Origin of the sequence: Ectopseudomonas oleovorans (assembly GCF_003052605.1) — a bacterium.
Classification (GTDB): domain Bacteria; phylum Pseudomonadota; class Gammaproteobacteria; order Pseudomonadales; family Pseudomonadaceae; genus Aquipseudomonas; species Aquipseudomonas oleovorans_A.
This window is the reverse complement of the sequence record NZ_QASO01000098.1, coordinates 61,250-85,748: the sequence shown is the minus strand read 5'-3', so window position 1 is coordinate 85,748 and position 24,499 is coordinate 61,250. Positions and strand designations below refer to the sequence as shown.

The following is a 24,499-nucleotide window of genomic DNA, read 5'->3' as shown; positions in this document are numbered from 1 at the left end:
CAATTCGCTTTGTCTTTGTCGCGCTCTGTCCATTTATGAATTCAAGTCCGACAGGCTGCTAGGGTTGGAAGGCGATCAAGCGCAGCCGTCGAAATCGATTCGGATGCGGTGGATGGGGCGAGGGTTTGGGTTCGTAGCCGAACTGTTCGGCACCTGCCAGGCGGCTCGCAACTCCTTCGGACGGGCGCTGCCTTATCGTGCGGGATGGCCCGGCGAGCCGCTGCATTGTGGCGAAGGCGCGTACGGGGCGTCGCATGGGCCTGGTGGGCATGTCGATGGCGAACGGAGACCTACCTGCATGCGCTCGACCGCGATCCTGGCTGGCATGCTCAGCTTTGCATTGTTGTTCACCTTGGTGACCCTCCTGCTCAATACCCTGCATCGGGATCTGTCGGGGGCCGCGCTGCTCGCCTATGGGCTGATCTGGCTGGTGCCGGGCTATGTGGCGGCCCAGGTGGCCGGTGGGCGGGGCGGTCACCGGTCTGGTGGTTGGTATCGCTTCGGCGTTCGGCATCGTCACCGCCGTGGAGCTGCCCGACAACCTGCCGGTGAGCGCCGCCGAGTTGTTTGCCACCATCACCGGCGTGGCGGTTCTGTTGAGCATGCTGGGGCAGTTGCTGGTGCGGCGCCACTGAGGCGGAGCGAACCCGGAAAGGCTCGCTCCAGGAGTCGGGCATTCTCTGCAAGCCGATGGCTTACCGCATGTCCCCCGCCAGGCTGGCGGTGAGCTTCTGCCAGATCACAGGGCGGTGCCGTGCAGCGACTGGCGGCAGCGGGGCGTTACCTCGCCGCGCATTCCGGCAGACGGCCTCTCTCCATGACTATTCCAGTCTCTGCTCAGCCGTCCATGGCGCGGCACGGCATGGCGAATTTCGAGCGAGGACGGCTCGGCAGCATTAGACCCCTTTCTGTCCGCTTTGCGCCTGTTTTTCGCTTCGCTCGCCAGGCCTAATCACCCTCGAGTACGGAGCGGGGAATGTCTTCGATGAACCAGACCAAGCAGCGTGAAACGCCGCCCGCCAGGGCGTTACCGGTCAGCCTGCGCTGGCTGCGCCAGATCGATGCGGATACGGCGCAGCAGATCGTGGAGCTGATCAACAGCACCGTCGAGGACGGTGGCACCCTTGGCTACGAGCGGGTGATGACTCCCGAGCAGGGCGTCGAATTCAGCCTGTCCCTGCAGTCCCGGCTGCAGGAGGGGGGCACCCACGCCCTGCTGGGCAGCAATGGCTATGAGCCGGTCTGCTTCGTGATGCTGAGCCAGAGCGGAATGCCCAACTGCCGGCATATCGGCAATCTGAGCAAGGGTGTGGTGCATCCGCGCCACCGGGGGCACGGGGTGGTGCCGCGGGCGTTCCGGGAGATCGTCGTGATGGCCCGCACGCTGGGTATCGAGCTGCTGACCCTGGATGTCCGCGAGGGCTCGCGGGCGCATCGTCTCTGGTCGACCCTGGGCTTCGCTTCGTTCGGGGTGCTCAACGACTACGCGCGAGTCAATGGCGTCAGCCACCGTGGCCACTACATGGTGCAGCGGGTGGACGACCTGGCGGCCAGGCTGAACGCCCTCTGAAGTACCGACCGACGAACAGCGAAAGACCAACGGAGACAAGCCATGATCCTGCCGCAAAGGGAATTCCGCGATGTGCTGGAGAAAAGCCTGCATCGGCACCTGACCCTGTCGCATCCGATCTTCGAGGAGCTGCTGGCGCCCGGGGCCCGGGACATCGAACTGCTGCGCAAGGTGGCCCTGCAGGGCTACCAGTTGACCAAGCACTTTCTGACCTACGTCGAATATCTCTTCTTCTATTGCCCGCTGCCCTCCCACAAGCGCGCACTACTGATCAACTGCTACGAGGAATCGACCGGGCGCCTGTCCAGGACCGACAACCATGTGGTCCTGATGCAGAACTTCCTGCGCGCACTGGGCATCACCGACGAGCAGCGCGAGGCCGAGACGCCCTTGCCCGCCACCCGCCAGTTGATCCGATACCGCCTGGAAGCGGTGAGCGATCCCGCCCGCTACCACATCGGCGCTGCGGCGGTGATGATCGCCAGCGAGGGGCAGAACCTCGAGACGATGGCCGGTGACGCCCGCCATGTGCTGCTGGGGCGCGCCTACGGGCTGCAGGAGCGCGACCTGCTGTTCTTCTCGGTGCATCAGAAGGAGGACGTGGGCCATGTCAACGAGGGTCTGAATCTCGTCTCCGAGCTGTGCACCACGCAGCGGATGCAGGAGGAGGCGCTTGAGGCGGTCGATACCACCTGCCGGCTGTTCTACGAGATGTACGACAACATGTACCAGGTCTATTGCGGCAAGCCGAGCGCGATACCCGCCTGAAGCCCCTTCATTTCATCGTCGCGAGCCCGCCCGTCGAAGAGGAGGGGGTTATGAGCAGAGAGCTGAACGCCACGCTGGTGGCTGCGGTGCTGGCCGTGGGCTTTATGGTGATGTTCCTTTCCAGCGCCATGAAAGGGCTCTACCAGGTCTATTTCGTCGACCTGGCGACCCATTTCGGCGAGGGGCGCGCCGGCCTGGCCCTGGCCGGCGCGCTGTTCGTGCTGACCATCGGCCTGGCCTCGCCGCTGGTGGGCTGGCTGAGCGACAGCCTCGGGCCGTTGCGCACGGTGGCCCTGGGCAGCCTGTGCGGCGGCGCGGTGCTGCTCGGGGTGGCCCTGTTCGATGGCAGTCTGAGCTTCTTCGTGCTGCTCTACGGGCTGTTCGGCGCTTTCGCCCTGGCGGCGATGACCTACGTGCCCATGGGCATCCTGGTGGACCGCCTGGTCGGCGAGCGCTCCAAGGCCTTCGCCTTCGCCATCGTCACCAACGGGACCGCCATCGGTTTCATCGTGCTGTCGCCGCTGTGGATCTGGCTGGAGCAGGACGTGGCCTGGCAGCGGGTGTTCCTCTGGGTGGGGCTGCTCTTCGCGTTGCCCATGAGCCTGGCGCTGTACTGGGTCTCGCGGGCGGTTCCGCTGATGCCCGAAGCGCCTCGGGACGGGGATGCGGGCGGCTCTTTGGGGTTCCTCCTCAAGGACCCGCGCTTCTTCATCCTCGCCCTGAGCTTCGCCAGCTGCGGCGCCACCATGGCCTTCATCGACGTGCACCTGGTGCCCTACTGGCAGGGCGAGAAGGTGCCCGCCTCGATACAGGCCAGCGGCCTGAGCCTGCTGGGCGTGCTGGAGCTGGGCAGCGGCCTGCTCGCCGGCTGGCTGGCCACGCGCCACAACAAGGGCGCGCTGCTGGGCGCCTTCTACCTGCTGCGCTGCGCCGCGGTGGCGGTGCTGCTGCTCGAGCCCGGCCCGCTGTCGGTCTATCTCTTCGCAGCGCTGTTCGGCGCCAGCTACCTGGGAACCGTGGTGCTGACCTCGGCCTTCTGCTTCTCCCTGTACGGGGATCGGATCAAGGGCAAGGTGTTCGGCATCCTATTTTTGGTGCACCAGCTGGGCGCCCTGGCCGTCACCCAACTGGGCGCGCTGGATTTCGACCGCAACCAGAGCTACCAGATCACGGTCATGGCGCTGCTCGCCGCGACCCTTTCCGCCGCTGTCCTGTCCTTCTTCCTGATCCCCGCAGGGGCGGGCTATCCCAGGCTGGCGGCACGGACCGAGTGAACCGGCTACGGAGTGGTTGCCGGGCTCGGCAGCGCTCCGCTCATTGGTGAGTCAACAGACCCAGAGGAAGGCACCCATGCATGCGAAACCGGTGGACCCGCACGACTTCGACGCCAGCTCGGCCGTTCATGTCGGCCGCGACTGCGACATGACGGATGTCTTCTGCGAGCCGTTGGCGATGACCTCCGCCTACACCTTCGCGTCCGCCCGGGACGCGTGGGAGCGTTTCAGCGGGCAGAAGGAGGGGAACGTGTACACGCGATTCACCAATCCCACGGTGCGCGCCTTCGAGAGGCGCATCGCCCACCTCGAGGGCGCGGACGACGCGGTCGCCTTCGCCTCCGGCATGGGCGCCATCGCCAGCCTCTGCCACGCCCTGCTGCAGCAGGGCGACGGCATCGTCTGCAGCCGCGACGTGTTCGGCACCACGGTCAGCGCCTTCCGCCACTACATGGGACGCTTCGGCATCCGCTCCAGGTTCGCCGAGCTGACCGACCTGTCGAGCTGGGCCGAGGCCATCGACGAGCGGACACGGCTGGTGGTGCTGGAGTCGCCGTCCAACCCGACGCTGAAAGTAGGGGACATCCGCGCCATCTGCCGGCTGGCCCATGCCAGGGGCGCACTGGTGGCGGTGGACAACACCCTACTGACGCCGGTGTTCCAGCGCCCCCACCGCCTGGGCGCCGACCTGGTGATCCATTCGGCGGGCAAGTACATCGATGGTCAGGGGCGGGCCCTGGCCGGCGTGGTGACCGGTTCCCCGGAGCTGATGAAGGAGCTGCGCGGCGTGCTGCGCACCCTGGGCACTTCCTGCAGCCCGTTCAACGCCTGGCTGCTGCTCAAGAGCCTGGAAACGCTGGACGTGAGGATGCAGCGCGTGCAGGACAGCGCCCTGGCGCTGGCCGACTGGATCGGTCGCCGCGAATCGGTGCTCCAAGTGCACTACACCGGCCTGGAGAGTCATCCGCAGCGCGATCTCGCCTGCCGCCAGCAGCATGGCCATGGCGGCCTGCTGAGCTTCTGCGTGCGGGGCGGCCAGAGCGCGGCCTGGCAGTGGATCGATGCGCTGCAACTGGTGGCGCGCTGCACCAACATCGGCGACACGCGCAGCATGGCCACGCATCCTGCGACCACCACCCATTGCCGGCTGAGCGAGGCGGAACGGCACACGGCGGGGATCGCCGACGGCTTGCTGCGGCTGTCCGTCGGCCTGGAGGCCTTGGACGACCTCAAGGTGGATCTGGGCCGCGCCTTTGACGTCATCGAGCGCGGGGCGGCGTGGTGCGAGCCGGTGCGCGCCGTCGCGGAGTGCCGCTCATGAGCGCGTCGCTGCTGGTGATCAGTGCCGCCGTCGGGCTGTGCGCGATGGCCATCCAGGCCCTGGCGCTGTTCGGCCTGCGGACGACGGACAGGCCGGGGCGCGGCGGCGCCTGGCTGGGACTGCCTGTCGCGCTGGCGCTGGCACTGCTGCTGTATGTGGTGAGCCGTTCGCCGCTGGCCTCGGTGCTGCTGCATCTGCAGCTACCGCTGGCGATGTCGATGTGCGGCTGAGCGCGGGAACGAAGAAAGGACATGGGAGGGAACATGGCGGTACGGATCCGAACATCCATCAAGACACTGGCGGCGGCCTTGCTGCTGGCCCCCTGGCTGGCCTGGGCCACGCCGCCGGAGGCGGTGCCCGTGACCAAGCGCCTGGTGGCCTTCGAGACGCGGCCGCTGCCCTCGTTCGGCGATCTGCCGGCGCTGCGGGTGTCCGCGGTGCTCTCCGTGCCGGCGCGAGCGGCCGGCAAGGTGCCGGCGGTGGTCATCCTGCATGGCTCGGCCGGCATGGATTCCCGTGGCGTCCTGCACGGCGCCGACCTCAACGCACAGGGCATCGCTACCCTGGAGCTGGACATGTGGGGCGCCCGCGGCCTGGCCGGCGGAGCGGCGCAACGACCGACGCGCGTCCACGACACGCTGCCCGACCTGGCCGGCGCGCTGGCCTTTCTCGCGCAGCATCCGGACATCGATGCCGGGCGCATAGGCGCGATCGGCTTCTCCTGGGGCGGTGTGCAGGCGATGCTCGCCGCGACCGCCCCGATCCATGCCGATCTGCAGCGGGCCAGCGGGGTCCGGCTCGGAGCGCTGGCGGCCTTCTACCCGGTGTGCTGGGGTTACAACCGGGTGCCCGGCTATGACTTCAGGGAACTGGCGCCGGTGCGCCTGCTGGTGCTGACTGGCAGTGAGGATCAGTACGACGATGATCCGCAGGCCTGCCCGTCGCTGCTCGCGGCGCTTTCGCCAGCGGCGCGGGAGCGGGTGACGGTGAAGGTCTTCGCAGGGGCCCAGCACGGCTTCAACGGGCTGGAGCCGGCCCAGCAGTACGAGGACCCGTTCCTGCACCGCGGCAAGGGCGGCCTCGGGCTGTCGGCGCCGGACCCGGAGGCGCGGGCGGCTTCGCAGGCGGCGGTGGTGGCCCTCTTTCGGGAGGTCTTCGGCCGGCTCGAGGCCGTTTCGAGCGAGCGCAGCGCTACGGCCGGCGTGGCGCAGGGCGGCTGAGGCTAGCGGTTCAGCGCCGCCTTGCGGAACTGCAGCGGCGTTTCCGCCACCTCCTTGTTCCAGGCCACGCGGAAGGCGTGGGCACTGCCGAAACCACAGCGTTCGGCCACCTGTTCGACATTCATCCGGCTCTCGCGCAGCAGGCGCCTGGCCCGTTCGATGCGCTGCCTGCGCAGGAAGGTCTGCAGCGTCAGCCCGGTGTTCTCCCGGAACAGCCGCGCCAGGTGGCGGTAGCTGACGTTGAAGCGTATGGCCAGGTGCTCGAAGTTCAGCGCCGCGCTGGCATTCTCCTCCAGGTAGTCCTGGACGGCATGCACCAGGGGATGGATATGGTTGCGGGTCAGCTCCTGTATGCCCAGTTGGGGGTCCTCGCCGGCGCGCCGGCGATAGATCACCAGTTCCTGGGCGACCTGGCTGGCCACCTCACGGCCGAGGCGACGGCCGATGACATGCAGGGCCAGGTCGGCCCCGGCGGAGACCCCGGCCGAGGTGCACAGCGGGCCGTCCTCGACGAACAGGCGGTTGCTCAGCACCCGGGCCTGCGGATACAGCTCCTGGAGCAACGGCACGTAGCGATGGTGGGTGGTGCAGTCGCGCCCGTCGAGCAGGCCGGCGCGACCGAGCAGGAAGGCGCCGGTGCAGATCGAGCAGAGATCGAGGCCGCCGCTCTTGGCCATGGTTCGCTCCAGCCAGGTCGCGGCGCTGTCCAGCGCCTTGCGCTCCTGATCGGACAGCATCATCTTGTTGCCGACCACGAAGAGCACGTCGTCCTCGTCCAACCGCTCGGGCAGCGGCTCGAGCCCGGTGAGGGTCACGCCCTGGAAACTGTGTATCTCGGGCTGGGGGGCCGTGCAGCGTACCTCGACCGGCGCCAGGTCCAGCTCGGCGCAGCTGCCCAGCGCCTGCAGCGGGCCCGCGAGGTCCAGGATGTGGGTTTGGGGGAGTAGGAGAAACCAGGCGGTCCGCATCGGAGCATCCCTGTGGGCGGGGCGTATCTAGATACTCCGCTTCGACGCCCGCCGGCAATAGCCGCGTCGGGCCAATGAAAAGGCCCGGTCCTTGGACCGGGCCTTTTCTTCACGTCGTGCGCTTACTGCACTTCCACCGCCAGGCTGTCGGCGATCTTCTTCTGCCAGATCGCAGGTCCCGTGATGTGTACGGACTCTCCGTTGGTGTCGACCGCGACGGTCACCGGCATGTCCTTCACCTCGAACTCGTAGATGGCTTCCATGCCCAGTTCCGGGAAGGCGACGGTCTTGGACGCCTTGATCGCCTGGGCGACCAGGTAGGCGGCGCCGCCCACGGCCATCAGGTACACCGCCTTGTTGTCCTTGATCGCCTCGATGGCGATGGGGCCGCGCTCGGACTTGCCGATCATGCCCAGAAGGCCGGTGGCCTCCAGGATCTGGCGAGTGAACTTGTCCATGCGGGTGGCGGTGGTGGGGCCGGCCGGGCCGACCACTTCGTCACCCACCGGGTCGACCGGGCCGACGTAGTAGATGAAGCGGCCCTTCAGGTCCACTGGCAGTTCCTCGCCCTTGTTGAGCATGTCCACCATGCGCTTGTGGGCGGCGTCGCGGCCGGTGAGCATCTTGCCGTTGAGCAGCAGGGTCTCGCCCGGCTTCCAGCTCTGCACCTCTTCCGGGGTGACGGTATCCAGATCGACGCGGCGCGCCGAGGGGCCGGCTTCCCAGACGATTTCCGGGTAGGCGTCGAGCGGCGGGGCCTCCAGCGCGGCGGGGCCGGAGCCGTCGAGGATGAAGTGCGCATGACGGGTGGCTGCGCAGTTGGGGATCATGCACACCGGCAGGGAGGCGGCGTGGGTCGGGTAGTCCATGATCTTCACGTCGAGCACGGTGGTCAGGCCGCCCAGGCCCTGGGCGCCGATGCCCAACTGGTTGACCTTCTCGAACAGCTCCAGGCGCAGCTCTTCGATGCGGTTCTGCGGGCCGCGCGCCTGCAGCTCATGGATGTCGATGTGCTCCATCAGCACTTCCTTGGCCATCACCGCAGCCTTCTCGGCAGTACCGCCGATGCCGATGCCGAGCATGCCCGGCGGGCACCAGCCGGCGCCCATGGTCGGCACGGTCTTCAGCACCCAGTCGACGATGGAGTCGGACGGGTTGAGCATGGCCATCTTCGACTTGTTCTCGGAGCCGCCGCCCTTGGCCGCGACGTCCACTTCCACCTTGTCGCCGGGGACGATGGAGTAGTGGATCACCGCCGGGGTGTTGTCCTTGGTGTTCTTGCGGGCACCTGCCGGGTCGGCCAGGATCGAGGCGCGCAGGACGTTTTCCGGCAGGTTGTAGGCGCGACGCACGCCTTCGTTGATCATGTCGTCGACGCTCATGGTGGCACCGTCCCAGCGCACGTTCATGCCGACCTTGATGAACACGGTGACGATGCCGGTGTCCTGGCAGATCGGGCGGTGGCCGGTGGCACACATGCGCGAGTTGATCAGGATCTGCGCCATGGAGTCCTTGGCGGCCGGCGACTCTTCCTTCAGGTAGGCCTCGTGCATCGCCTGGATGAAGTCGACGGGGTGGTAATAGGAGATGAACTGCAGTGCGTCGGCGACGCTCTGAATCAGGTCGTCCTGCTTGATCACGGTCATTGGGGCGCTCCTCTATCAGGGAACATCAACAAGGAAGCGCCGGACAACGACCCGGCGCAACGGCGGAAGGGCAGCTCTGGAAACCACCTTGACGATATTTTCAGAGCCGCTCAAAAAGGCGCGGCAGTATACCGCACCCGCTTGCGTCGGGCACAGCAGCCGAAGGTCGATGGCAAGTGCAGTGGGCGGTTATCGGGCGCCGGCAAAGCGACCTCGGCTTTGGCTTGCTGCGTCGCTCTACCTCCTGTATCCATGCCGTCGTGCATTGCCATCGCTACGTTACAACAGGCGGAACGTCAGCCAGGTCGAATGCTCATTTGCCGCTAGTAACGTCGGGCGCGATTGCGAGCGTTTTCGCCTGTTCTTTCCCGCGCTGACTGGCTCGCCGCGATTTTAGGCGCCCCCCTACTGCGGCCTAGGTTTTTTGTGATCACAGGGGTAGAGTACGGCAAGATGCCAGTATGGGACGGAGCCCATGAGTTCAACGACTCGCCGGGGAACCCAACGCAGCCTGCAGAGCCTCCTGCTCAAACGCTTCGCCATGGCCTTCGCTACTTACGCGATGATGGCGCTCGTCTGCTGGTTTGCTGTGTTCAATGGCCTTTTCCTCGGTTCTATCAGCACCGCTGCCTGGCTGACCCTGGGTGTTTTCGGCAGCCAATTGGTATTTCTCTGGCTGTTTCTGTCCGGCCGCAACCTGCGTTGTGACGATCCCAGCCTGACCGAAGCTCAGGTGCTGGTGGCACTGGCGTGGCAGCCGCCGTTGCTGGCGCTGTTCGACAGCGCGCGCGGCGTGATGATGGTGTTCTATGTACTGATCCTGCTGTTCGGCGTGTTCCAGCTGCCGCCGAGGGTGTTCGTGCGCTGCGCCGCCTTCGCCTTCTTCGGCTTCACTGCCATGGTGCTGATCGAGGCCTACCGCATGCAGTTGGTGGACCCGAGCATGGCCTGGCTACAGGTGTGGGTGCTGTTCATCCTGCTGGTCTGGCTATGTCTGTTCTCCAGCTACGTGCAGGCCATGCGCAAACGCATGCGCCAGCGCCGCTTCGCCCTACAAGCGCACCAGGACACCCTGCGTGGGATGATGCGCCAGCTCGAGGACCTGGTCGCCACCGATGAGCTCACCGGCCTGTTCAATCGTCGTCATTTCCTGCGTCTGGCCACCCGCGAACTGGGGCATCTGGACCACGGGCGGCATCACGGCCTGGCGCTGATCGACCTGGACCATTTCAAACGAATCAACGATGCTCATGGCCATGCTGCTGGCGACCGGGTGCTACAAACCTTCGCCGCGGTGGCCCGTGCCTGTCTGCGTGACGGTGACATCATTGCCCGCTATGGCGGTGAGGAATTCGTGCTGCTATTGCCCAATACCGATGCTGATCAGTTCACCGCCTGCTGCGAGCGCTTGCGCGAAGCCTTCGCCAGGGCCGAGCCGGTGGGCGTGAAGGTCGATAATTTGAGCCTCTCCGCCGGCATGACACTGTTGGTTGCCGGTGACGATCTCGATGAAGCGCTGCAGCGTGCCGATCAGGCGCTCTATAAGGCCAAGCGCGGCGGACGCAATCGTTGCGATGCCAGCTGGGAGCGCGCGGGTGCCTGAGCTGCGCGTCGGTGACCAGCTACTGCAAGTCGCCCAGCAAACCAACCTGCTCGATGCGTTGCTCAGCGGCGGTGTGGCGGTGCCCTACAGCTGTCGCGCCGGCAGTTGTCACGCCTGTCTGGTGCGCTGCGTCGCCGGCGAGCCGCTGGATGGTCAGCCTGAGGCACTGGCGGCCGACAAGCGTGCCGAGGGCTGGCGCCTGGCCTGTCAGTGCCAGGTGATTGGGGACCTGCAGGTCGAACCTTTCGACCCTCAGCGTGATGGCCTGGCAGCCAAGGTGGCCGCGCTGGACTGGCCCAGCCCGCAGGTTCTACGCCTGCGCTTGCTGCCGGCCAGGCCGTTGCGCTATCGCCCCGGCCAACACCTGCTGCTGTGGAACGACCAAGGTGTGGCACGTCCCTATTCCCTGGCCAGCGTGCCGAGCGAGGACGACTGCCTGGAGTTTCATATCGATTGTCGTATGCCCGGCGCGTTCTGCGATGCCGCGCGGCGCCTGCAGGTTGGCGACACGCTGCGCCTCGGCGAGCTGCGCGGTGGCGCCCTGCATTACGACGCCGATTGGCAGGCGCGACCGCTCTGGTTGCTGGCCGCCGGTACGGGGCTGGCACCGCTCTACGGGGTCTTGCGTGAAGCGTTGCGTCAGGAGCACCAAGGCGCCATTCGCCTGCTGCACGTGGCGCATGAGTCGGCCGAGCATTATCTGGCGCATGAACTTCAGGCACTGGCGGAGCAGCACGCCAATCTGCAGGTGGAACTGGTGACAGCGGCGCAGTTGCCGGCTGCTTTGGCCGAACTGCGCCTTGTTTCGCGGCAAACCCTCGCCTTACTCTGCGGCCATCCCTTGACGGTCGACAGCTTCGCGCGGCGCCTCTACATGGCCGGTTTGCCACGCAGTCAGATGCTCGCCGACGTCTTTCTCACTCGCGCATAGGCTATGCCGGGCCGGCCAGGCCCGATACCGGTGCGTACGACGTACCCATTGGAGCCTTGCATGAGCGAACACCTGCATATCGAGCGCGACGGCGGTCTGTTGACCCTGCGCATGCACCGCCCGGACAAGAAAAATGCACTGACCCGCGCCATGTACGCCGGTATGGCCGAAGTACTGGACGAAGCCGAGCGCGACCCCAGCGTGCGCGTGGTGCTACTCACTGGTGGCGAGGCGTGCTTTACCAGCGGCAATGACGTCGCCGACTTCATCCAGGCACCGCCCGCCGGCCTGAACAGCGAAGTGTTCCTGTTCATGCGCGCGCTGTTCGAGTTCAGCAAACCGGTGGTCGCCGCAGTGGCTGGCCCGGCGGTGGGGATAGGTACCACCTTGTTGCTGCACTGCGACCTGGTCTACGTCAGCCGTGATGCGCAGTTGAAAATGCCCTTCGTCAATCTTGGTCTGTGCCCCGAATATGGCTCCAGCCTGATTCTGCCGCGTCTGTTGGGCCACGCACGCGCCGCTGAGCTGCTGTTGCTCGGCCAGTCCTTCACGGGTGAGCAGGCCGCGACCTGGGGTATCGCCAACCAGGCGCTGGAGGATGGCGCGGCGACGTTGAACAAGGCGCGCGAGATGGCACTGCGTTTTCTCGAGCTGGCGCCATCGGCGGTCGCCGACAGCAAACGCCTGATGCGCGCCCCGGATCGCGAGCAACTGCGCAAGGTGATCGAGGAGGAGGGCGCCCTGTTCGGCCAGCGCCTACGTTCGCCAGAGGCCGTCGAGGCGCTGACGGCCTTCATGCAGCGCAGAAAGCCGGATTTCTCTCGGTTTTCCTGATCTCCGGCTCTGCTCCCAGTCGGTAGGGTGCGCTGTGTGTTCAGCCGGGGATATTCATTGTCGTACCTCGGTGCGTTAGCCCGCTCCCCAAAAACAAAAGGCCGCTCGATGAGCGGCCTTTTGCATTCAAGGGTGAATCACACCATCTGATCGCCGACGTGCAGGATCTTCATGGTGTTGGTGCCGCCGGTGCCATGGTAGCTGTCGCCCTTGGTCAGGATGACCCAATCGCCCGGCTCGACCACGCCGCGCTTGAGCAGCTCGTCCACCGCCGCCTGGCTGACCTTGTTCGCCGGCAGCGAGGCCGGGTCGAACGGTACGGTGTAGACGCCACGGAACAGTGCCACGCGGGCCTGGGCTTCGCGGTGCGGGGTGAAGGCGAAGATCGGGATCGACGAGCGGATGCGCGACATGATCAGCGGGCTGTAGCCACTCTCGGTGAGGCTGATGATGGCCTTGACGCCGGGGAAGTGGTTGGCGGTGTACATGGTCGCCAGGGCCACGCTCTCGTCGCAACGCTGGAACAGGCGACCGATGCGGTGGCTGGACTGTTTGCTGGTCGGGTGTTTCTCCGCGCCCAGGCACACGCGGGCCATGGCCTGTACGGCTTCGACCGGGTATTCGCCAGCGGCGCTTTCGGCTGACAGCATCACCGCATCGGTGTAGTCCAGCGCGGCGTTGGCCACGTCGGAGACTTCGGCGCGGGTCGGCATCGGGCTGTGAATCATCGATTCCATCATCTGCGTGGCGGTGATCACCGCTTTGTTCAGGCGACGGGCGTGGGCGATGATCTTCTTCTGGATACCGACCAGTTCGGCGTCGCCGATTTCCACGGCCAGGTCGCCACGGGCGACCATCACTGCGTCACTGGCGCGGATCAGACCGTCCAGCGCTTCGTCATCAGCCACGGCTTCGGCGCGTTCGATCTTGGCCACCAGCCAGGCAGTACCGCCGGCTTCGGTGAGCAGGCGACGGGCGTAGTCCATATCGGCGGCATCGCGCGGGAAGGACACGGCCAAGTAATCCAGATCCATCTCGGCGGCGACCTTGATGTCGGCCTTGTCCTTCTCGGTCAGTGCTGGCGCAGTCAGGCCGCCACCACGGCGGTTGATGCCTTTGTTGTCCGACAGCGGGCCGCCAATGATCACACGGCAGTGCAGCTCGTCGGCGCCCTTGAGTTCGACGCGCATGACCACGCGGCCATCGTCGAGCAGCAGTTCGTCACCGACATCGCAGTCCTGGATCAGTGCCGGGTAGTCGATGCCGACCACCTCCTGGGTGCCTGCGGTGCGCGAGTGGCTGGAGGACAGGCGGAACAGGTCACCGTCCTTGAGCTCGATGCGCTTGTTCTCGAACTTGGCGATGCGGATTTTCGGGCCTTGCAGGTCGCCGAGCAGGGCCACATGGCGGCCATGCTTGGCGGCCAGCTCGCGCACCAGGGCGGCGCGCGCCTTGTGATCGTCGGGCGTGCCGTGGGAGAAGTTCAGACGGGCCACATCCAGGCCGGCGAGGATCAGTTGCTCCAGCACTTCCGGCGAGCTGCTGGCCGGGCCCAGGGTGGCGACGATTTTGGTGCGGCGAAAGGTCATGCACGAACTCCCTATTCAACGATGCAGAGCAGGCTACTACGGCCTTTCGCTGTAGTCATTGTTCCCGTGCACTACCCTTTGCCATCGGGTTTGATCACCAGCAGGTCGCACTCGATACGTTCCAGCACCCGCTCTGCAGTATGACCGATCAGCAGGCTGTCCAGATGGCCACGGGCGATGGCGCCCATCACCAGCAGGCCGATATTGTGCTCACGCACGAAACGCGGGATGACTTCCTCGGCAAAACCGTCCACCAGGTGGGCCTGTGCTCTATCGATGGCGTGCTGGGCGATCAGCTTGTCGAAGGCTTCGCGGTGCTCGCGGCTGCACTGGGTCACGTAGTCTTCATATTCCTGCGCTACCTCGGCGTCGAACAGCAGAGAACGCGGCAGCGGCGCCTGCGCGTGCAGGTATTGGGCCTGTAAGCCGAGCTCGGCCTGCAGGGTCTGGCTGGCATCAATCAACTGATGATCGAGGGCGGCGGGCTTGTCCGCGCTGTGCAGCGGGTCGAGTGCGACGCACAGGCTTTGGCCTCGGGGCTTGGCATCATGCACCAGCCACAGTGGCACCGGGCAGCGGCGGATCAGTTGCCAGCTGGTATCGCTGAACAACAGGCGGCGCAGCGCATTGCTGGGATGGGTCGATTTGAACAGGATGTCCGGTTGCAGCACCGCGACGCGGGCGAGGATTTCTTCATGGCGACGTTTGCCCCAGCGCACGTCCACTTCGATCTTGAATCCTTCATCGCTCAGGTGAGCGACGCTGGCGCGTAGCTCTTCATGGCTCTGCCGCAGAATGGCTTCACGGGCGCGGTTGAGCAGATGGCTGTCCAGCAGGCCGCTCTCCAGGCTCGGGTGGTATTCGATCTTCAGCAGGTGCAACTCGGCACCGACCTGACGCATGATGTCGACGGCGCGTTGCAGAGCGGGTTGTTGCTGGTGTTCGGCGTCAATGACGACCAACAGTCGTTGCAGTTTCATGTCAGCGTCCTCGCCTGGAGTATGTATTTGTATTACAGACCCTGTTGCGCTGAGCAGCATTGATATAGGTCAGCGCAGACGGGGATTTAGCGCCGGTTCGAGAGGACGGGAGGTCGTGGCGCTGGCGTTGATAAACTGAGAGGCAGTGGCGTCATGCCAAGGCGCAGCCAGAAAATCCGTCGTTGGCTTGCCGCTGTTCAGTTTCTGCCTGGGCTGTCGATACATTGCTCATTGGAGGAATTGCCCATGCGTACCCTGATCATTCTGGCCGTGGCCCTGGTTGCAGCGGGTTGCACCCGTGTCTCGCTCGACCATCATCTGAACAACGCCTATCGCGCCTACAACGAAGGCGATTGCGCCCGTGTCGCGCTGGAGCTGTCGCAGGCCGAGCGCAAGAGCCGCTCACGCAATTACTTGCAGCCGGAGATTTCCCTGCTACGCGGTCAATGCCTGGAGCGTGAGAGCCTGTTCGTCGATGCCGCGCAGACCTACCAGTTCATCATCACACGCTATCCGGCCAGCGAGTACGCCTACCGCGCCCGCGCGCGTCTGCAGACGCTGGAGCAGTTGGGGCATCACCGCCCGGCGCCTGCGGCCAAAGCCAGCCCGGCCGCGCTCTGAACCTTTTGTCGCGGATATTTCTCGCCAGTGCGGCGGGGTATAAGCTGGCGTGTGTCTCTCACGGAGGATGAACATGCGCTACTGGTTGCTGATCGTGGCGCTGCTGCCGACTCTGGCCGCAGCGGAAATCTATCGCTGGACGGATGAACAAGGCCGTGTGCATTTCGGCCAGCGCCCCGTGGCCGGTGCTGAGACCGTACAGGTCAGGCCTCAGGTGGTCGAGCGCGATGCGCATACGCTCGAGCGTGAGGCGCGCAGCCAGCGTTTCCATGAAGCCCGTCGTGAGGAGGCGCAGCAGGCGGCAGCCGCCGCGTCTGCTCAACGTGAAGAGCGCGCCAGCGAATGCCGTGATCTGCGTCGGCGCCTGGCACAGATACCCGAGGGGTACAGTTATTACCGTACGGGCGCCAACGGCGAGCGTATCTACTACAGTGATGAGGAAACCGACGCCGCTCGTCGCCAACTGCGTGAGCGGATAGCCCAACGCTGTGCTTGAGGGTGGTTTAGTGGCCGGAGTGGGGCCATACTCGAATCCTTTTGTAGCGATATGCCATCATGCGTAGCCAGCGCCGAATCGAACGCCACCAGTTGCCCTACTACCTCAAGGTGTTCAATCGCATCACCGACAAACCGATGGGTTCCATCGGCAATGTCTCGCTCGACGGTCTGATGCTCATCAGTCAGTTGCCGATGCTGGTGGGGGCGCGTTTCGACATGCGTCTGAAAATTCCGGGCCAGCCAGGCATGCACTTCATCGATTTTTCTGCCAACTGCCAGTGGTGCCGTGAAGACCTCACGCCCGGTGTCTACGATTCCGGCTTCGCGCTGGTGGCGCCGCCTGCCGATTACGTCGAGATGATCGACGCCCTGCGTTACTACTTTAGTTTTCACGGCCTGCCGGCTTCGGCCTGACCTTCCCTGCGATTCAATGCACCGCCGGCGTGCGTGCCAGCTTGCGCAGGCGCTCACTCAGTTTCAGGCGCAAGCCGTCTTCGTCGCAGAATAACAGTGCGTGCTCCAGGTCGTAGCGCTCGCCTTGCGGGCAGTCGAGTTGCCGATATACGTCGGCGCGGGCCAGATGGTCGGCCAGCGTCGCTGGGCCAAGCAGCAGGACGCGCTCGGCGTCCTTGAGTGCCGCATCCGGGGCATCGTGCTGCATGTGCAGCATGCGCAGATTACGTGACAGGCGCCGCAGCATGGCCTGGGCGTCGGCCGTTTGCAGATGTTCGGCACTGAGTTCGGCGCCCGGGCCCAGCTGGCGATAGAGCTGATCACGGCAATCGCGCGTATACAGACGGCGCCCGCCGCAGGGGTCGAGCAGGTGGTCGGCGCCGGGGACGCGCAGCATGAAATGGCCGGGGAAGTTCACCCCCTGCAAAGGAATCTCCAGGCGTCGCGCCAACTCCAGGGCGATCAGCGCCAGCGCCAGCGGCTGGCCACGTCGGCGGCGCAGCACTTCATGCAGCAGGGCATGGCGCGGTCGTGTCACGCCTTCGTCGTCTTCCTGATAGTCGAGTTCGGCCAGTCGGCGCAGCAGCGGTTGTGCCAGTTCGCGAGCGGGCAGGGCGGGTAGTCCAGCGCTGACCTGCAGCAACAAACCGTGCAGGTCGCTCAGTATCTGCGCGGGCTGAAGCTGATCATCGTGTTCGGCAGCGATCCACAGCGCCGCCTCGAACAGGGCGGGTGGATCACGTTGCAGGCACTGCAGGCAGGCTTGGCGTGGGTTCATCGCATTCTCCACTGGATTGTGCTTTTGTAGTCCCTGACAAGGTCGTCGTCCAGTGTGGCTCTCCTATACTGAGGCCTGAAGTCCGATCGGGAGCTCGCCCATGTTCAGCATGATGGAAGCCGCCCGCCTCGAGGCCCTGCACCTGGCCGAGGATCCGGCCAGCGGTCTCAAGGCCGTTATCGCCATTCACAACACCCGCTTCGGGCCAGCACTCGGCGGCTGTCGTTACCTGCCCTATGCCGATGAGCAGAGCGCCATTGCCGATGCCATCCGTCTGGCTAAGGGTATGAGTTACAAGGCAGCGCTGGCCGGTATCGATCACGGTGGCGGCAAGGCGGTGATCATCCGGCCTGCGCATGTACCCAGCCGTGCCGCTTTGTTCGAAGCTTTCGGACGCTTTATCGAAACCCTCAATGGACGCTACATTACCGCCATCGACAGCGGCACCTCCAGTGCCGACATGGACTGCATCGCCCAGTACACCAATCATGTCACCAGCACGACCCGGGAAGGTGACCCGTCGCCGCACACGGCGCTGGGTGTTTTTGCCGGGATTCGCACCACGGCTCAGGCACGTCTGGGCAGTGACGACCTGGAAGGTTTGCGGGTGGCCATACAGGGGCTGGGCAATGTCGGCTTCGCCCTGGCCGAAGCGCTGCATGCTGCCGGGGCCGAACTGCTGGTCAGCGATCTTGATGCCGGGCGTGTGCAACTGGCTGTCGAGCAACTGGGAGCGCATCCGGTTGCCTGCGATGCACTGCTCAGCACACCATGCGACATCCTCGCGCCTTGCGGCTTGGGTGGCGTGCTGAATGCGCAGACGGTCGCCCACCTGCGCTGCGCTGCGGTGGCAGGAGCGGCCAACAATCAGCTGGCAAGCCCTGAGGTGGCCGATCAGCTGGAAGCTCGCGGGATTCTCTACGCGCCGGATTACGTGCTCAATGCCGGAGGGCTGATCTACGTGGCGCTGCGCCATCGCGGCGAGGAACTAGCGGCGATCACCGCGCACCTGGCGCAGATCAGCCGGCGCCTGACTGAAATCTACGCCCATGCGCAGGCTGAAAAGCGATCCCCGGCGCGAGTCGCTGACTACCTGGCAGAGGGGCTGCTTTATCGCACCTAGCGGTTGCCGAGCCCGTTCAAACTGTGGGGACGCGAAGATAATCGTTAGGCGGCGCCTGGTCGAACTGATGGGTGCACGGTGCAGCGACCTGCGGCAACGCCGCACTTGGCGATGCTCACAGGCTAAATTAGCGTGGTGCAAGGAGGATTCACCATGGACTACTTCATTATCGTCGTCACCACCGCTGCCGGCCTTTACTTTCACTGGTGGTTGTTCCGTCGCATTCGCCAGTGGAGTGATCGCGACCTGGCACTTTCTTTTGCCGAGGGCGATGAGCGCAAACGTCAGTACATGCTCGAACAGCTGGCCCGTGCGCGAGGTGAGGGCGTCAAGCGACGAGATTTGCCGGCATGGCTGGAGCAGGTCGCGGGGCAATACCCAGGCAGCAGAGCATGATGCTGGGCGGTTTTACCGAGCAGACCCCTCGTACGAAAGAGGGGTCGCGCTACACGGTCACTCGCTGGCGGTCTCGATCTCGAGTTCCTCGAGTGCGTCCGGCTGGCTCTTGAACGCCTTGGCAAAGACGTCGCGATTCTTGGCCATGAAGATACCCAGCTCCTCGCCCTGTTCCTCGCTCAGGGATGGAACCGCCTTGTGCAGAACCTCGCTCAGGCGCTCGGCCAGTTCCAGCATCTTGTCGTAACGGTCGGCTTCGGCCTTATCCATGAACAAGCGCTCCGGATCGCGACTGCTGCGATACACCACTTCGACGGCCATTCATCACCTCATCTGCCTTCATGCGTGTCTGTTGGTAACTGTTTATTTATACAGTGATCCAAGCATAAAGAACTCGCTACCGTTTTGCCAGCAGCGAGTGTCGAGAATTCAGCGGTCGCTACGGATCGGGCTGAACTCGACGGGTACCCAGGCGTAGCCTTGGGCTTCCTTGCGTACGTGGCCCAGGCCGGGGAAGGGCAGGTGCGCACCAGCGACCCACAGCTTGTCTGTGGCCGCTTCGGCCAGGATGCGTTGGCGGGATTGCCTGGCCTTGGCGCTGTCGACATCGAACTCGATGACCACTTCAGGCTTGGCGAACTGCACGGCGTGGTTATGCAGAATGTCGCCCCATACCAGCAGGCTCTGTCCACCCGATTTGAACAGGTAAGAGGTATGTCCGGGCGTGTGTCCCGGGCTCGCTACCAGGCTGACGCCAGGCAACAATTCGCCTTCTGTCTTGTAGGGCTTGAGCTTGTTCATCTTGGCATAGGGTGCGACTGCCTGTTGCGCCATCTTGAACATGCCTTGCATGCCTTCGGGGGCCTTGGCCATGGTCGCCTCGTCGAGCCAGAATTCAGCCTCCGCCTGCGGCACCTCCACGGTCGCGTTGGGGTAGGCCGGGCTGCCGTCGGCGTTGACCAGGCCGCAGGCATGGTCTGGGTGCAGGTGGGTGAGCAGCACGGTATCAACCTGCTCCGGCTGGTAGCCGGATGCCTTGAGGTTGGTCTGCACCACGCCGAGAGTCGGGCCGAAGCACTGGGCGGCGCCGGTATCGATCAGCACCAGGTTGTCGCCAGTGTTGATCAGGTAGGCGTTGACCGCAGTCTGCACGCCTTTCTCCGACGCCACGAACATGCGTGCCAGCAGCGATTGCAGGTCCTTGTCATCGATGCCCTTGAGCAGGCTGGCAGGCAGGTCGACGTAGCCGTCATACAGAGCGGTGACTTCGAAGTCACCGAGTGCCATGCGGTAGTAGCCCGGTGCCTGGGTCTTCTGTTGTGCCGGTGCGGCCGCCTGCAGCGGCAGGCTGACCAGGGCGATCATGGCGGACGACAATGCGGTGCTCAGCGAGAAAAGACGCATGGGTGATCCTTCATTGAGAGTGGCGATGCCGTAGTGTGCGACGCGTCGGGGTATTTTGGCGAGCTTGTGATGTCAGTTTCAGCCTCGTCGCGGTTGGCTGGAGCGTGCCAAATCGTCACATCGCAGCGGCATCCTCGGGCTGGTCTTTTTCCTGCATGATTGTTTCTTGCGAATACCCGAGGTGGGGATTCGGGGTGGTTTGCCAGGTCTCGTGGGGAGTTGAAGGATGAATTGGGCTGAGCGCTTGCGCGAAAACATGCACGGTCTGGCGGAGTCGCTGGGCAATCTGTTGATGGAGGCCTTCCATTACCTGGCGCTGTTCGCCATCGGGGCGATCACGGCCTGGGCGGGGGTGATGGCTTTCATTGGCATGCTGGAGAAGGGCCACATCACGGTCGATGACATTCTGCTGCTGTTCATCTACCTGGAATTGGCGGCGATGGTGGGGATCTATTTCAAGACCAACCACATGCCGATCCGCTTCATGATCTACGTGGCGATCACCGCGCTGACTCGCTTGCTGATTTCCGACATCTCCCACACCCACAAGCCGACCTGGGGCGTGGTGATGGTGTCGGGGGCGATCCTGCTGCTGGCCCTGGCGATTCTGGTGGTGCGCTACGCCTCGTCGCGCTTTCCGGCCGTGGCCGGCCCGCACCCCCGCAGCAAGGCGCGCAACCGTGAGGATGCCGAGGCCGAGCGCGACGATACGTCTGACTGAAACGTCGGGTGGAGCGATGATGGGCGCTCCAGCCTGTGAGGCCAGGTGTCAGTCCAGCGGCGCGAACAGCGCCGCCAGGTCGGCTTCATCCAGTTGCCACTGGCCCTGGCTGCCGCCGTCGAGCACGCCCTTGGCCAGGTTGGCCTTGGTCTGCTGCAGTTGCTGGATCTTCTCTTCGACGCTGCCACGGGTGATCAGTTTGTAGACGAATACCGGCTTGTCCTGGCCGATGCGGTAGGCGCGGTCGCTGGCCTGGGCTTCGGCGGCCGGGTTCCACCAGGGATCGAAGTGGATCACGGTATCGGCGGCGGTCAGGTTGAGGCCGCTGCCGCCGGCCTTGAGGCTGATCAGGAACACCGGAAATTCGCCGGCCTGGAAGCGTGCGACCGGCGTGCGGCGGTCCTGGGTGCTGCCGGTGAGCTTGGCGTAGGCGATCTTGCGCGCCTGTAGTTCTGCCTCGATCAGCGCCAGCATCGAGGTGAACTGGGAGAACAGCAGCACGCGACGGCCTTCGTCGACCAGCTCCTGAAGCATGTCCAGCAGGGCGCTGAGCTTGCCCGAGTCGGCGGCCGTCAGTTCGCTGCCGGCCTCGCCGAGCAGGCGCAGGTCGCAGCAGCTCTGGCGCAGGCGCAGCAGCGCCTCGAGGATGACGATATGGCTGCGCGCCAGGCCCTGGCGGGTGATTTCCTCGCGCACCTTCTGGTCCATGGCCAGGCGCAGGGTTTCGTAGCGGTCGCGCTGCAGCTGGGTCATCTCGACCCATTGGGTGATCTCGGTCTTCGGTGGCAGCTCGCTGGCCACCTGTTCCTTGGTGCGACGCAGCAGGAACGGGCGGATGCGCCCATTCAGGTGGTTCAGGCGCTGGGCGTCGCCACGTTTTTCGATGGGCGTGCGGTAGTCGCGGGTGAAGGCCTTGGCGTCGCCGAGCCAGCCGGGCATGAGGAAGTGAAACAGCGACCACAGTTCGCCCAGGTGGTTTTCCAGCGGCGTGCCGGTCAGGCACAGGCGCAGCTCGGCCTGCACCTGAGCCGCTGCAGTGGCCGCCTTGCTGCGTGGGTTCTTGATGTTCTGCGCTTCGTCGAGAATCAGCAGGCGATAGCGCTGCTGGTTCAGCGCCTTGAGGTCGCGCGGCAGCAGGGCGTAGGTGGTGAGGATCAGATCGTGCTCGGCGATCTCCTCGAACAGCGTCTTGCGCTTGTTGCCGTGCAGGGCCAGTACGCGCAACTGTGGGGTGAAGCGCGCCGCCTCGTCCTGCCAGTTGGGTATCAGGCTGGTGGGCATGACGATCAGTGCTGGATTTTTCAGGCGCCCGGCCTGTTTCTCGCAGAGGATGTGCGCCAGGGTCTGCAGGGTCTTGCCCAGGCCCATGTCGTCGGCCAGTACGCCACCGACGCGCAGTTCGGCCAGGGTCTGCATCCAGTTCAGGCCCTGCACCTGATAGGTGCGCAGTTCCGCCTGCAAACCCTCGGGTGGCGCAATTTCACGTACCGACAGGTTCTGCAGGCGCTGGGCGAAGCCGCGCAATTCGTCGCCGCCTTGCCAACTGAGTTCGGGCCCCTGGGCCAGTTCTGCCAGGCGTGCGGCGTCGGCGCGGCCGAGGCGCAGCGGCAGATGATCGTCGCCAGGGTCGCGGAAGTACAGCTCGCCGAGCGTGGCCAGCAGCGGCTTCAATCGGGCGAAGGGCAGGGCGATGCGTTTGCCGCCCTGCGGCAGGCTGACCAGCAGGCGATCTTCGTCGGCGCGCTGGGCCAGCGCTTCGGGCGCCAGCAGCCAGGGCGTGCGGCGAATGGCCTGGAGCAGGATCGGCAGCAGACTCAGACGCTGGCCTTCAACTTCGATGCCCAGCTCCAGATCGAACCAGTTCTGCTGCGGATCCTCCTCGACCTCGGCGTACCAGTCGTCGACCTCGGCGAGGTTGTACTGGAAGTCTGGGCGCATGTGGATTTGCCAGCCTTCGGCACGCAGTTGTGGCAGTTGTTGCTGGACGAAATCCAGCCAGTCGCGCTCGCGCTCCAGTTCGAACGGCTCGCCGGCTTCTGCCGGCAGCGCCTCGCTCTGGCGCAGGGCTACCTGCAGGCCGAGACTTTCCAGACGTTTGCGCAGGCTGGCTTCAGCACCGCCGTCGCGGATCAGGCGCAGGTTGGTTTGCTCATCCAGGCGCTTGACCAGATCCTTGGCCGGTTTGCCGAAAACCTTGTGCCCGGCATAGTCGAAGGCCAGTGCCGCGCGGTGCTGGGTCTGTTCCTGCATGCGCCCTTTGCGTGCGTCGAAATGTACGCGCACCTGGCTGCCAAGGCTGAGGATGGCGGAGGGGGGGATGCCTTCGAGGCGTGTTTCCGCCAGTTCCTTGTTCACCACGATGATGTCCGACAGGTCGCTGCCGGCGCGCTGTTGCGCTTCCAGGGTGAGCAGGGCGGCGACCACGTGCTTGCAGTTGAAGCCAACCGGGCAGTTGCAGTGGCCGGTCACGCTCCATTTGCGCCCGTAAGGGTGCAGCGTGATGCGCTGCTGGTAGGTCTGCCCGCCGGAACCACGGCAATTGGCGAGCAGGCTGTGGTCCTTGAGGCTGAGCAGTTTGCTGCGCTTTTCTTCGGCGTAGGCAATGCCGCGGCGCAGGTCGCCTGCGCCGAACTCGGAACGCCAGTCCTCCTGGCGTAACTGGTGAATATCCAGAGGCATCAACGAAGCCCCGTGGCGAAAAGGAATGGGCGCATGACTGGGCCGTGGCAATGCAAAGCCACAGATTTTCGCATAGCCGCGTGACGATTAGCAGGCGTGGTACCGAGATTACCGACGGTAGGGTGGGGCGGCGGGTTGTTTTCGTCCTACAGGAATGCAGCGCGATACTGCCCCGGTGTGGCGCCCAGTGCCTGGCGAAAACGATTGCTGAAATGGCTGGCGCTGGCGAAGCCGCAGGCCAGTGCCACCTCGCTCAGAGCGGGGGCTGGCTGACGTAGCATCTGGCAGGCACGTGCCAGGCGCCGGGCCAACACGTAGCGATGAGGCGGCAGGCCGAAGCTGCTCTGGAACATGCGCGCGAAGTGGTATTCCGACAGGGCACAAAGCGCGGCCAGCTGGCTCAGCAGCAGCGGCGTCTCCAGATGCTGTTCGATGAACTCGCGCACACGCCTGCGTTGCAGCGGTGCCAGGCCACCCTTGAGGCGCAGGCCCTGGCGCAGGCCAACCTGGTTGAGTAGCGCATGGTCGAGCAACTGGTGAGCCAGGCTGCTGGCCAGCAGGCGTTCGCCCGGCTCCTGCCAGTCGAGGGTGCACAGCTGGCGGAAACGCGCGGACTGTTCGACGTCCTCGAGAAAGGTCGCTTCTTCCAGTTGCAGGCTGCGCGGTTCGCGATCGAGCAGGGCGACCGCGCCAAGGGCGAACTGCTCCTGCTCTATATAGAGGTGGGCAAGCTGAATCTCGCCATTGATGATCCAGGCCGACTGGTGTTCGGCCGGCAGGATGCACAGTTTATCCGGAGCGCCCTTGTTGCCGGGTTGCTCACGGCGAAAGGTGCCAGTGCCGCCACTGAGGTAGCACGACGGCGTGTGGTGTGGCTGGGGGCAAGGTAGTCAAGCGGATCATGGGCGTTACTCCAGCGTGTCACGGCCATGCCGTTGCCCAGTTCGGCCATGGCGTGCAGCCGCGCGTTGGGCGAGCGGCTCATGCTCTGGAATACCTGCAGATGTTCGAATTGCGCCATCACCATCTCCCGAATGCGGTCATGCTACGCCTGCCGACAGGCAAAGCCAGAGACGAAGAAAAAATGCGCAAGTTTGTGAAAGTCTGGGGTCGTAATTTCTG

General features: G+C 64.9%; 24 protein-coding genes and 1 pseudogene. 16 read left to right on the top strand and 9 right to left on the bottom strand.

Annotated elements, in window-relative coordinates:
• Positions 1–440: 440 nt before the first annotated feature.
• The 7 genes from DBO86_RS26075 (at position 441) to DBO86_RS16315 (ending at position 6,153) form a co-directional block, all read left to right on the top strand.
• The gene (locus DBO86_RS26075) at positions 441–635 is read left to right on the top strand and encodes a hypothetical protein (RefSeq protein WP_108234236.1); all 195 of its coding nucleotides are present in this window, start codon (positions 441–443) and stop codon (positions 633–635) included.
• Between the two features lie 341 nt (positions 636–976).
• A complete protein-coding gene (locus DBO86_RS16340; protein ID WP_244185567.1) occupies positions 977–1,570 on the top strand; it encodes a GNAT family N-acetyltransferase in 594 nt (197 codons plus the stop codon).
• Between the two features lie 42 nt (positions 1,571–1,612).
• Positions 1,613–2,338, top strand: a complete 726-nt coding sequence (locus DBO86_RS16335) for an iron-containing redox enzyme family protein (RefSeq protein WP_108234235.1) — start codon at positions 1,613–1,615, stop codon at positions 2,336–2,338.
• Between the two features lie 50 nt (positions 2,339–2,388).
• Complete coding sequence (locus tag DBO86_RS16330) at positions 2,389–3,612, top strand: MFS transporter (RefSeq protein WP_108234234.1); 1,224 nt, start codon at positions 2,389–2,391, stop codon at positions 3,610–3,612.
• 76 nt (positions 3,613–3,688) lie between these two features.
• On the top strand, positions 3,689–4,933 hold the full coding sequence (locus DBO86_RS16325; RefSeq protein ID WP_108234233.1) for a trans-sulfuration enzyme family protein: 1,245 nt from the start codon (positions 3,689–3,691) through the stop codon (positions 4,931–4,933).
• Positions 4,930–5,163 carry a hypothetical protein gene (locus tag DBO86_RS16320; RefSeq protein WP_108234232.1) on the top strand — a complete coding sequence of 78 codons (234 nt, stop codon included), beginning with the start codon at positions 4,930–4,932 and terminating at the stop codon, positions 5,161–5,163. Before DBO86_RS16325 ends, DBO86_RS16320 begins: the two co-directional genes overlap by 4 nt.
• 33 nt (positions 5,164–5,196) lie before the next feature.
• On the top strand, positions 5,197–6,153 hold the full coding sequence (locus tag DBO86_RS16315) for a dienelactone hydrolase family protein (protein ID WP_108234231.1): 957 nt from the start codon (positions 5,197–5,199) through the stop codon (positions 6,151–6,153).
• A 2-nt stretch (positions 6,154–6,155) separates the two neighbouring features.
• Here DBO86_RS16315 and DBO86_RS16310 read toward each other — a convergent pair whose 3' ends face one another.
• Positions 6,156–7,121 (bottom strand): GlxA family transcriptional regulator, encoded by a 966-nt coding sequence (locus DBO86_RS16310; RefSeq protein ID WP_108234230.1) that lies wholly within the window; start codon positions 7,119–7,121, stop codon positions 6,156–6,158.
• A gap of 122 nt (positions 7,122–7,243) precedes the next feature.
• Complete coding sequence (locus DBO86_RS16305; RefSeq protein ID WP_108234229.1) at positions 7,244–8,767, bottom strand: fumarate hydratase; 1,524 nt, start codon at positions 8,765–8,767, stop codon at positions 7,244–7,246.
• 475 nt (positions 8,768–9,242) lie between these two features.
• Here DBO86_RS16305 and DBO86_RS16300 point away from each other — a divergent pair, with 475 nt between their 5' ends.
• From DBO86_RS16300 to DBO86_RS16290, 3 genes are read left to right on the top strand one after another with little or no spacing between them, the layout of a single operon-like run.
• Positions 9,243–10,370 carry a GGDEF domain-containing protein gene (locus DBO86_RS16300; RefSeq protein WP_108234228.1) on the top strand — a complete coding sequence of 376 codons (1,128 nt, stop codon included), beginning with the start codon at positions 9,243–9,245 and terminating at the stop codon, positions 10,368–10,370.
• Complete coding sequence (locus DBO86_RS16295; RefSeq protein WP_017674992.1) at positions 10,363–11,301, top strand: iron-sulfur-binding ferredoxin reductase; 939 nt, start codon at positions 10,363–10,365, stop codon at positions 11,299–11,301. The genes DBO86_RS16300 and DBO86_RS16295 overlap by 8 nt, the downstream gene beginning before the upstream one ends.
• A 60-nt stretch (positions 11,302–11,361) precedes the next feature.
• Complete coding sequence (locus DBO86_RS16290; protein ID WP_108234227.1) at positions 11,362–12,135, top strand: enoyl-CoA hydratase; 774 nt, start codon at positions 11,362–11,364, stop codon at positions 12,133–12,135.
• A gap of 137 nt (positions 12,136–12,272) precedes the next feature.
• Here the strand turns inward: DBO86_RS16290 and pyk are convergent, their stop codons facing one another.
• Both pyk and DBO86_RS16280 read right to left on the bottom strand, forming a co-directional pair.
• Entirely contained in the window at positions 12,273–13,724 is a 1,452-nt protein-coding gene (gene pyk, locus DBO86_RS16285; protein ID WP_108234226.1) for a pyruvate kinase, read from the bottom strand.
• 71 nt (positions 13,725–13,795) lie between these two features.
• A complete protein-coding gene (locus DBO86_RS16280) occupies positions 13,796–14,704 on the bottom strand; it encodes a universal stress protein (protein ID WP_108234225.1) in 909 nt (302 codons plus the stop codon).
• Between the two features lie 246 nt (positions 14,705–14,950).
• On the opposite strand from DBO86_RS16280, the gene DBO86_RS16275 reads away from it, so the two are divergent.
• The 3 genes from DBO86_RS16275 to DBO86_RS16265 all read left to right on the top strand — a co-directional run bounded on the left by DBO86_RS16275 (position 14,951) and on the right by DBO86_RS16265 (position 16,237).
• The gene (locus DBO86_RS16275; RefSeq protein ID WP_108234224.1) at positions 14,951–15,325 is read left to right on the top strand and encodes a tetratricopeptide repeat protein; all 375 of its coding nucleotides are present in this window, start codon (positions 14,951–14,953) and stop codon (positions 15,323–15,325) included.
• A gap of 73 nt (positions 15,326–15,398) precedes the next feature.
• Complete coding sequence (locus DBO86_RS16270) at positions 15,399–15,821, top strand: DUF4124 domain-containing protein (RefSeq protein WP_108234223.1); 423 nt, start codon at positions 15,399–15,401, stop codon at positions 15,819–15,821.
• Between the two features lie 59 nt (positions 15,822–15,880).
• Positions 15,881–16,237 (top strand): PilZ domain-containing protein, encoded by a 357-nt coding sequence (locus tag DBO86_RS16265; protein WP_108234222.1) that lies wholly within the window; start codon positions 15,881–15,883, stop codon positions 16,235–16,237.
• Between the two features lie 13 nt (positions 16,238–16,250).
• Here the strand turns inward: DBO86_RS16265 and DBO86_RS16260 are convergent, their stop codons facing one another.
• Positions 16,251–17,054 carry a SirB1 family protein gene (locus tag DBO86_RS16260; protein WP_108234221.1) on the bottom strand — a complete coding sequence of 268 codons (804 nt, stop codon included), beginning with the start codon at positions 17,052–17,054 and terminating at the stop codon, positions 16,251–16,253.
• Between the two features lie 100 nt (positions 17,055–17,154).
• Between DBO86_RS16260 and DBO86_RS16255 the strand changes: the two genes are divergently transcribed.
• Together DBO86_RS16255 and DBO86_RS16250 are read left to right on the top strand one after the other, a co-directional pair.
• Complete coding sequence (locus tag DBO86_RS16255) at positions 17,155–18,177, top strand: Leu/Phe/Val dehydrogenase (RefSeq protein ID WP_108234220.1); 1,023 nt, start codon at positions 17,155–17,157, stop codon at positions 18,175–18,177.
• Between the two features lie 153 nt (positions 18,178–18,330).
• A complete protein-coding gene (locus tag DBO86_RS16250; protein WP_003462367.1) occupies positions 18,331–18,573 on the top strand; it encodes a hypothetical protein in 243 nt (80 codons plus the stop codon).
• Positions 18,574–18,630: 57 nt separating this feature from the next.
• Here the strand turns inward: DBO86_RS16250 and DBO86_RS16245 are convergent, their stop codons facing one another.
• Together DBO86_RS16245 and DBO86_RS16240 are read right to left on the bottom strand one after the other, a co-directional pair.
• The gene (locus tag DBO86_RS16245) at positions 18,631–18,894 is read right to left on the bottom strand and encodes a YebG family protein (protein ID WP_003462365.1); all 264 of its coding nucleotides are present in this window, start codon (positions 18,892–18,894) and stop codon (positions 18,631–18,633) included.
• A 108-nt stretch (positions 18,895–19,002) separates the two neighbouring features.
• A complete protein-coding gene (locus DBO86_RS16240; RefSeq protein WP_108234219.1) occupies positions 19,003–19,977 on the bottom strand; it encodes an MBL fold metallo-hydrolase in 975 nt (324 codons plus the stop codon).
• Positions 19,978–20,203: 226 nt separating this feature from the next.
• Here DBO86_RS16240 and DBO86_RS16235 point away from each other — a divergent pair, with 226 nt between their 5' ends.
• Positions 20,204–20,698, top strand: a complete 495-nt coding sequence (locus DBO86_RS16235; RefSeq protein WP_003462362.1) for a phosphate-starvation-inducible protein PsiE — start codon at positions 20,204–20,206, stop codon at positions 20,696–20,698.
• A 48-nt stretch (positions 20,699–20,746) separates the two neighbouring features.
• On the opposite strand, the gene DBO86_RS16230 is transcribed toward DBO86_RS16235, so the two are convergent.
• The gene (locus DBO86_RS16230) at positions 20,747–23,377 is read right to left on the bottom strand and encodes a DEAD/DEAH box helicase (protein ID WP_108234218.1); all 2,631 of its coding nucleotides are present in this window, start codon (positions 23,375–23,377) and stop codon (positions 20,747–20,749) included.
• Between the two features lie 146 nt (positions 23,378–23,523).
• Positions 23,524–24,398: pseudogene (locus DBO86_RS16225) on the bottom strand (helix-turn-helix domain-containing protein).
• Between the last annotated feature and the right edge of the window lie 101 nt (positions 24,399–24,499).

Coding starts and splice junctions, on each gene's coding strand:
- DBO86_RS26075 (WP_108234236.1), top strand. CDS start 441: ATGTGGCGGCCCAGGTGGCCGGTGGGCGGGGCGGTCACCGGTCTGGTG.
- DBO86_RS16340 (WP_244185567.1), top strand. CDS start 977: ATGTCTTCGATGAACCAGACCAAGCAGCGTGAAACGCCGCCCGCCAGG.
- DBO86_RS16335 (WP_108234235.1), top strand. CDS start 1,613: ATGATCCTGCCGCAAAGGGAATTCCGCGATGTGCTGGAGAAAAGCCTG.
- DBO86_RS16330 (WP_108234234.1), top strand. CDS start 2,389: ATGAGCAGAGAGCTGAACGCCACGCTGGTGGCTGCGGTGCTGGCCGTG.
- DBO86_RS16325 (WP_108234233.1), top strand. CDS start 3,689: ATGCATGCGAAACCGGTGGACCCGCACGACTTCGACGCCAGCTCGGCC.
- DBO86_RS16320 (WP_108234232.1), top strand. CDS start 4,930: ATGAGCGCGTCGCTGCTGGTGATCAGTGCCGCCGTCGGGCTGTGCGCG.
- DBO86_RS16315 (WP_108234231.1), top strand. CDS start 5,197: ATGGCGGTACGGATCCGAACATCCATCAAGACACTGGCGGCGGCCTTG.
- DBO86_RS16310 (WP_108234230.1), bottom strand. CDS start 7,121: ATGCGGACCGCCTGGTTTCTCCTACTCCCCCAAACCCACATCCTGGAC.
- DBO86_RS16305 (WP_108234229.1), bottom strand. CDS start 8,767: ATGACCGTGATCAAGCAGGACGACCTGATTCAGAGCGTCGCCGACGCA.
- DBO86_RS16300 (WP_108234228.1), top strand. CDS start 9,243: ATGAGTTCAACGACTCGCCGGGGAACCCAACGCAGCCTGCAGAGCCTC.
- DBO86_RS16290 (WP_108234227.1), top strand. CDS start 11,362: ATGAGCGAACACCTGCATATCGAGCGCGACGGCGGTCTGTTGACCCTG.
- pyk (WP_108234226.1), bottom strand. CDS start 13,724: ATGACCTTTCGCCGCACCAAAATCGTCGCCACCCTGGGCCCGGCCAGC.
- DBO86_RS16280 (WP_108234225.1), bottom strand. CDS start 14,704: ATGAAACTGCAACGACTGTTGGTCGTCATTGACGCCGAACACCAGCAA.
- DBO86_RS16275 (WP_108234224.1), top strand. CDS start 14,951: ATGCGTACCCTGATCATTCTGGCCGTGGCCCTGGTTGCAGCGGGTTGC.
- DBO86_RS16270 (WP_108234223.1), top strand. CDS start 15,399: ATGCGCTACTGGTTGCTGATCGTGGCGCTGCTGCCGACTCTGGCCGCA.
- DBO86_RS16265 (WP_108234222.1), top strand. CDS start 15,881: ATGCGTAGCCAGCGCCGAATCGAACGCCACCAGTTGCCCTACTACCTC.
- DBO86_RS16260 (WP_108234221.1), bottom strand. CDS start 17,054: ATGAACCCACGCCAAGCCTGCCTGCAGTGCCTGCAACGTGATCCACCC.
- DBO86_RS16255 (WP_108234220.1), top strand. CDS start 17,155: ATGTTCAGCATGATGGAAGCCGCCCGCCTCGAGGCCCTGCACCTGGCC.
- DBO86_RS16250 (WP_003462367.1), top strand. CDS start 18,331: ATGGACTACTTCATTATCGTCGTCACCACCGCTGCCGGCCTTTACTTT.
- DBO86_RS16245 (WP_003462365.1), bottom strand. CDS start 18,894: ATGGCCGTCGAAGTGGTGTATCGCAGCAGTCGCGATCCGGAGCGCTTG.
- DBO86_RS16240 (WP_108234219.1), bottom strand. CDS start 19,977: ATGCGTCTTTTCTCGCTGAGCACCGCATTGTCGTCCGCCATGATCGCC.
- DBO86_RS16235 (WP_003462362.1), top strand. CDS start 20,204: ATGAATTGGGCTGAGCGCTTGCGCGAAAACATGCACGGTCTGGCGGAG.
- DBO86_RS16230 (WP_108234218.1), bottom strand. CDS start 23,377: ATGCCTCTGGATATTCACCAGTTACGCCAGGAGGACTGGCGTTCCGAG.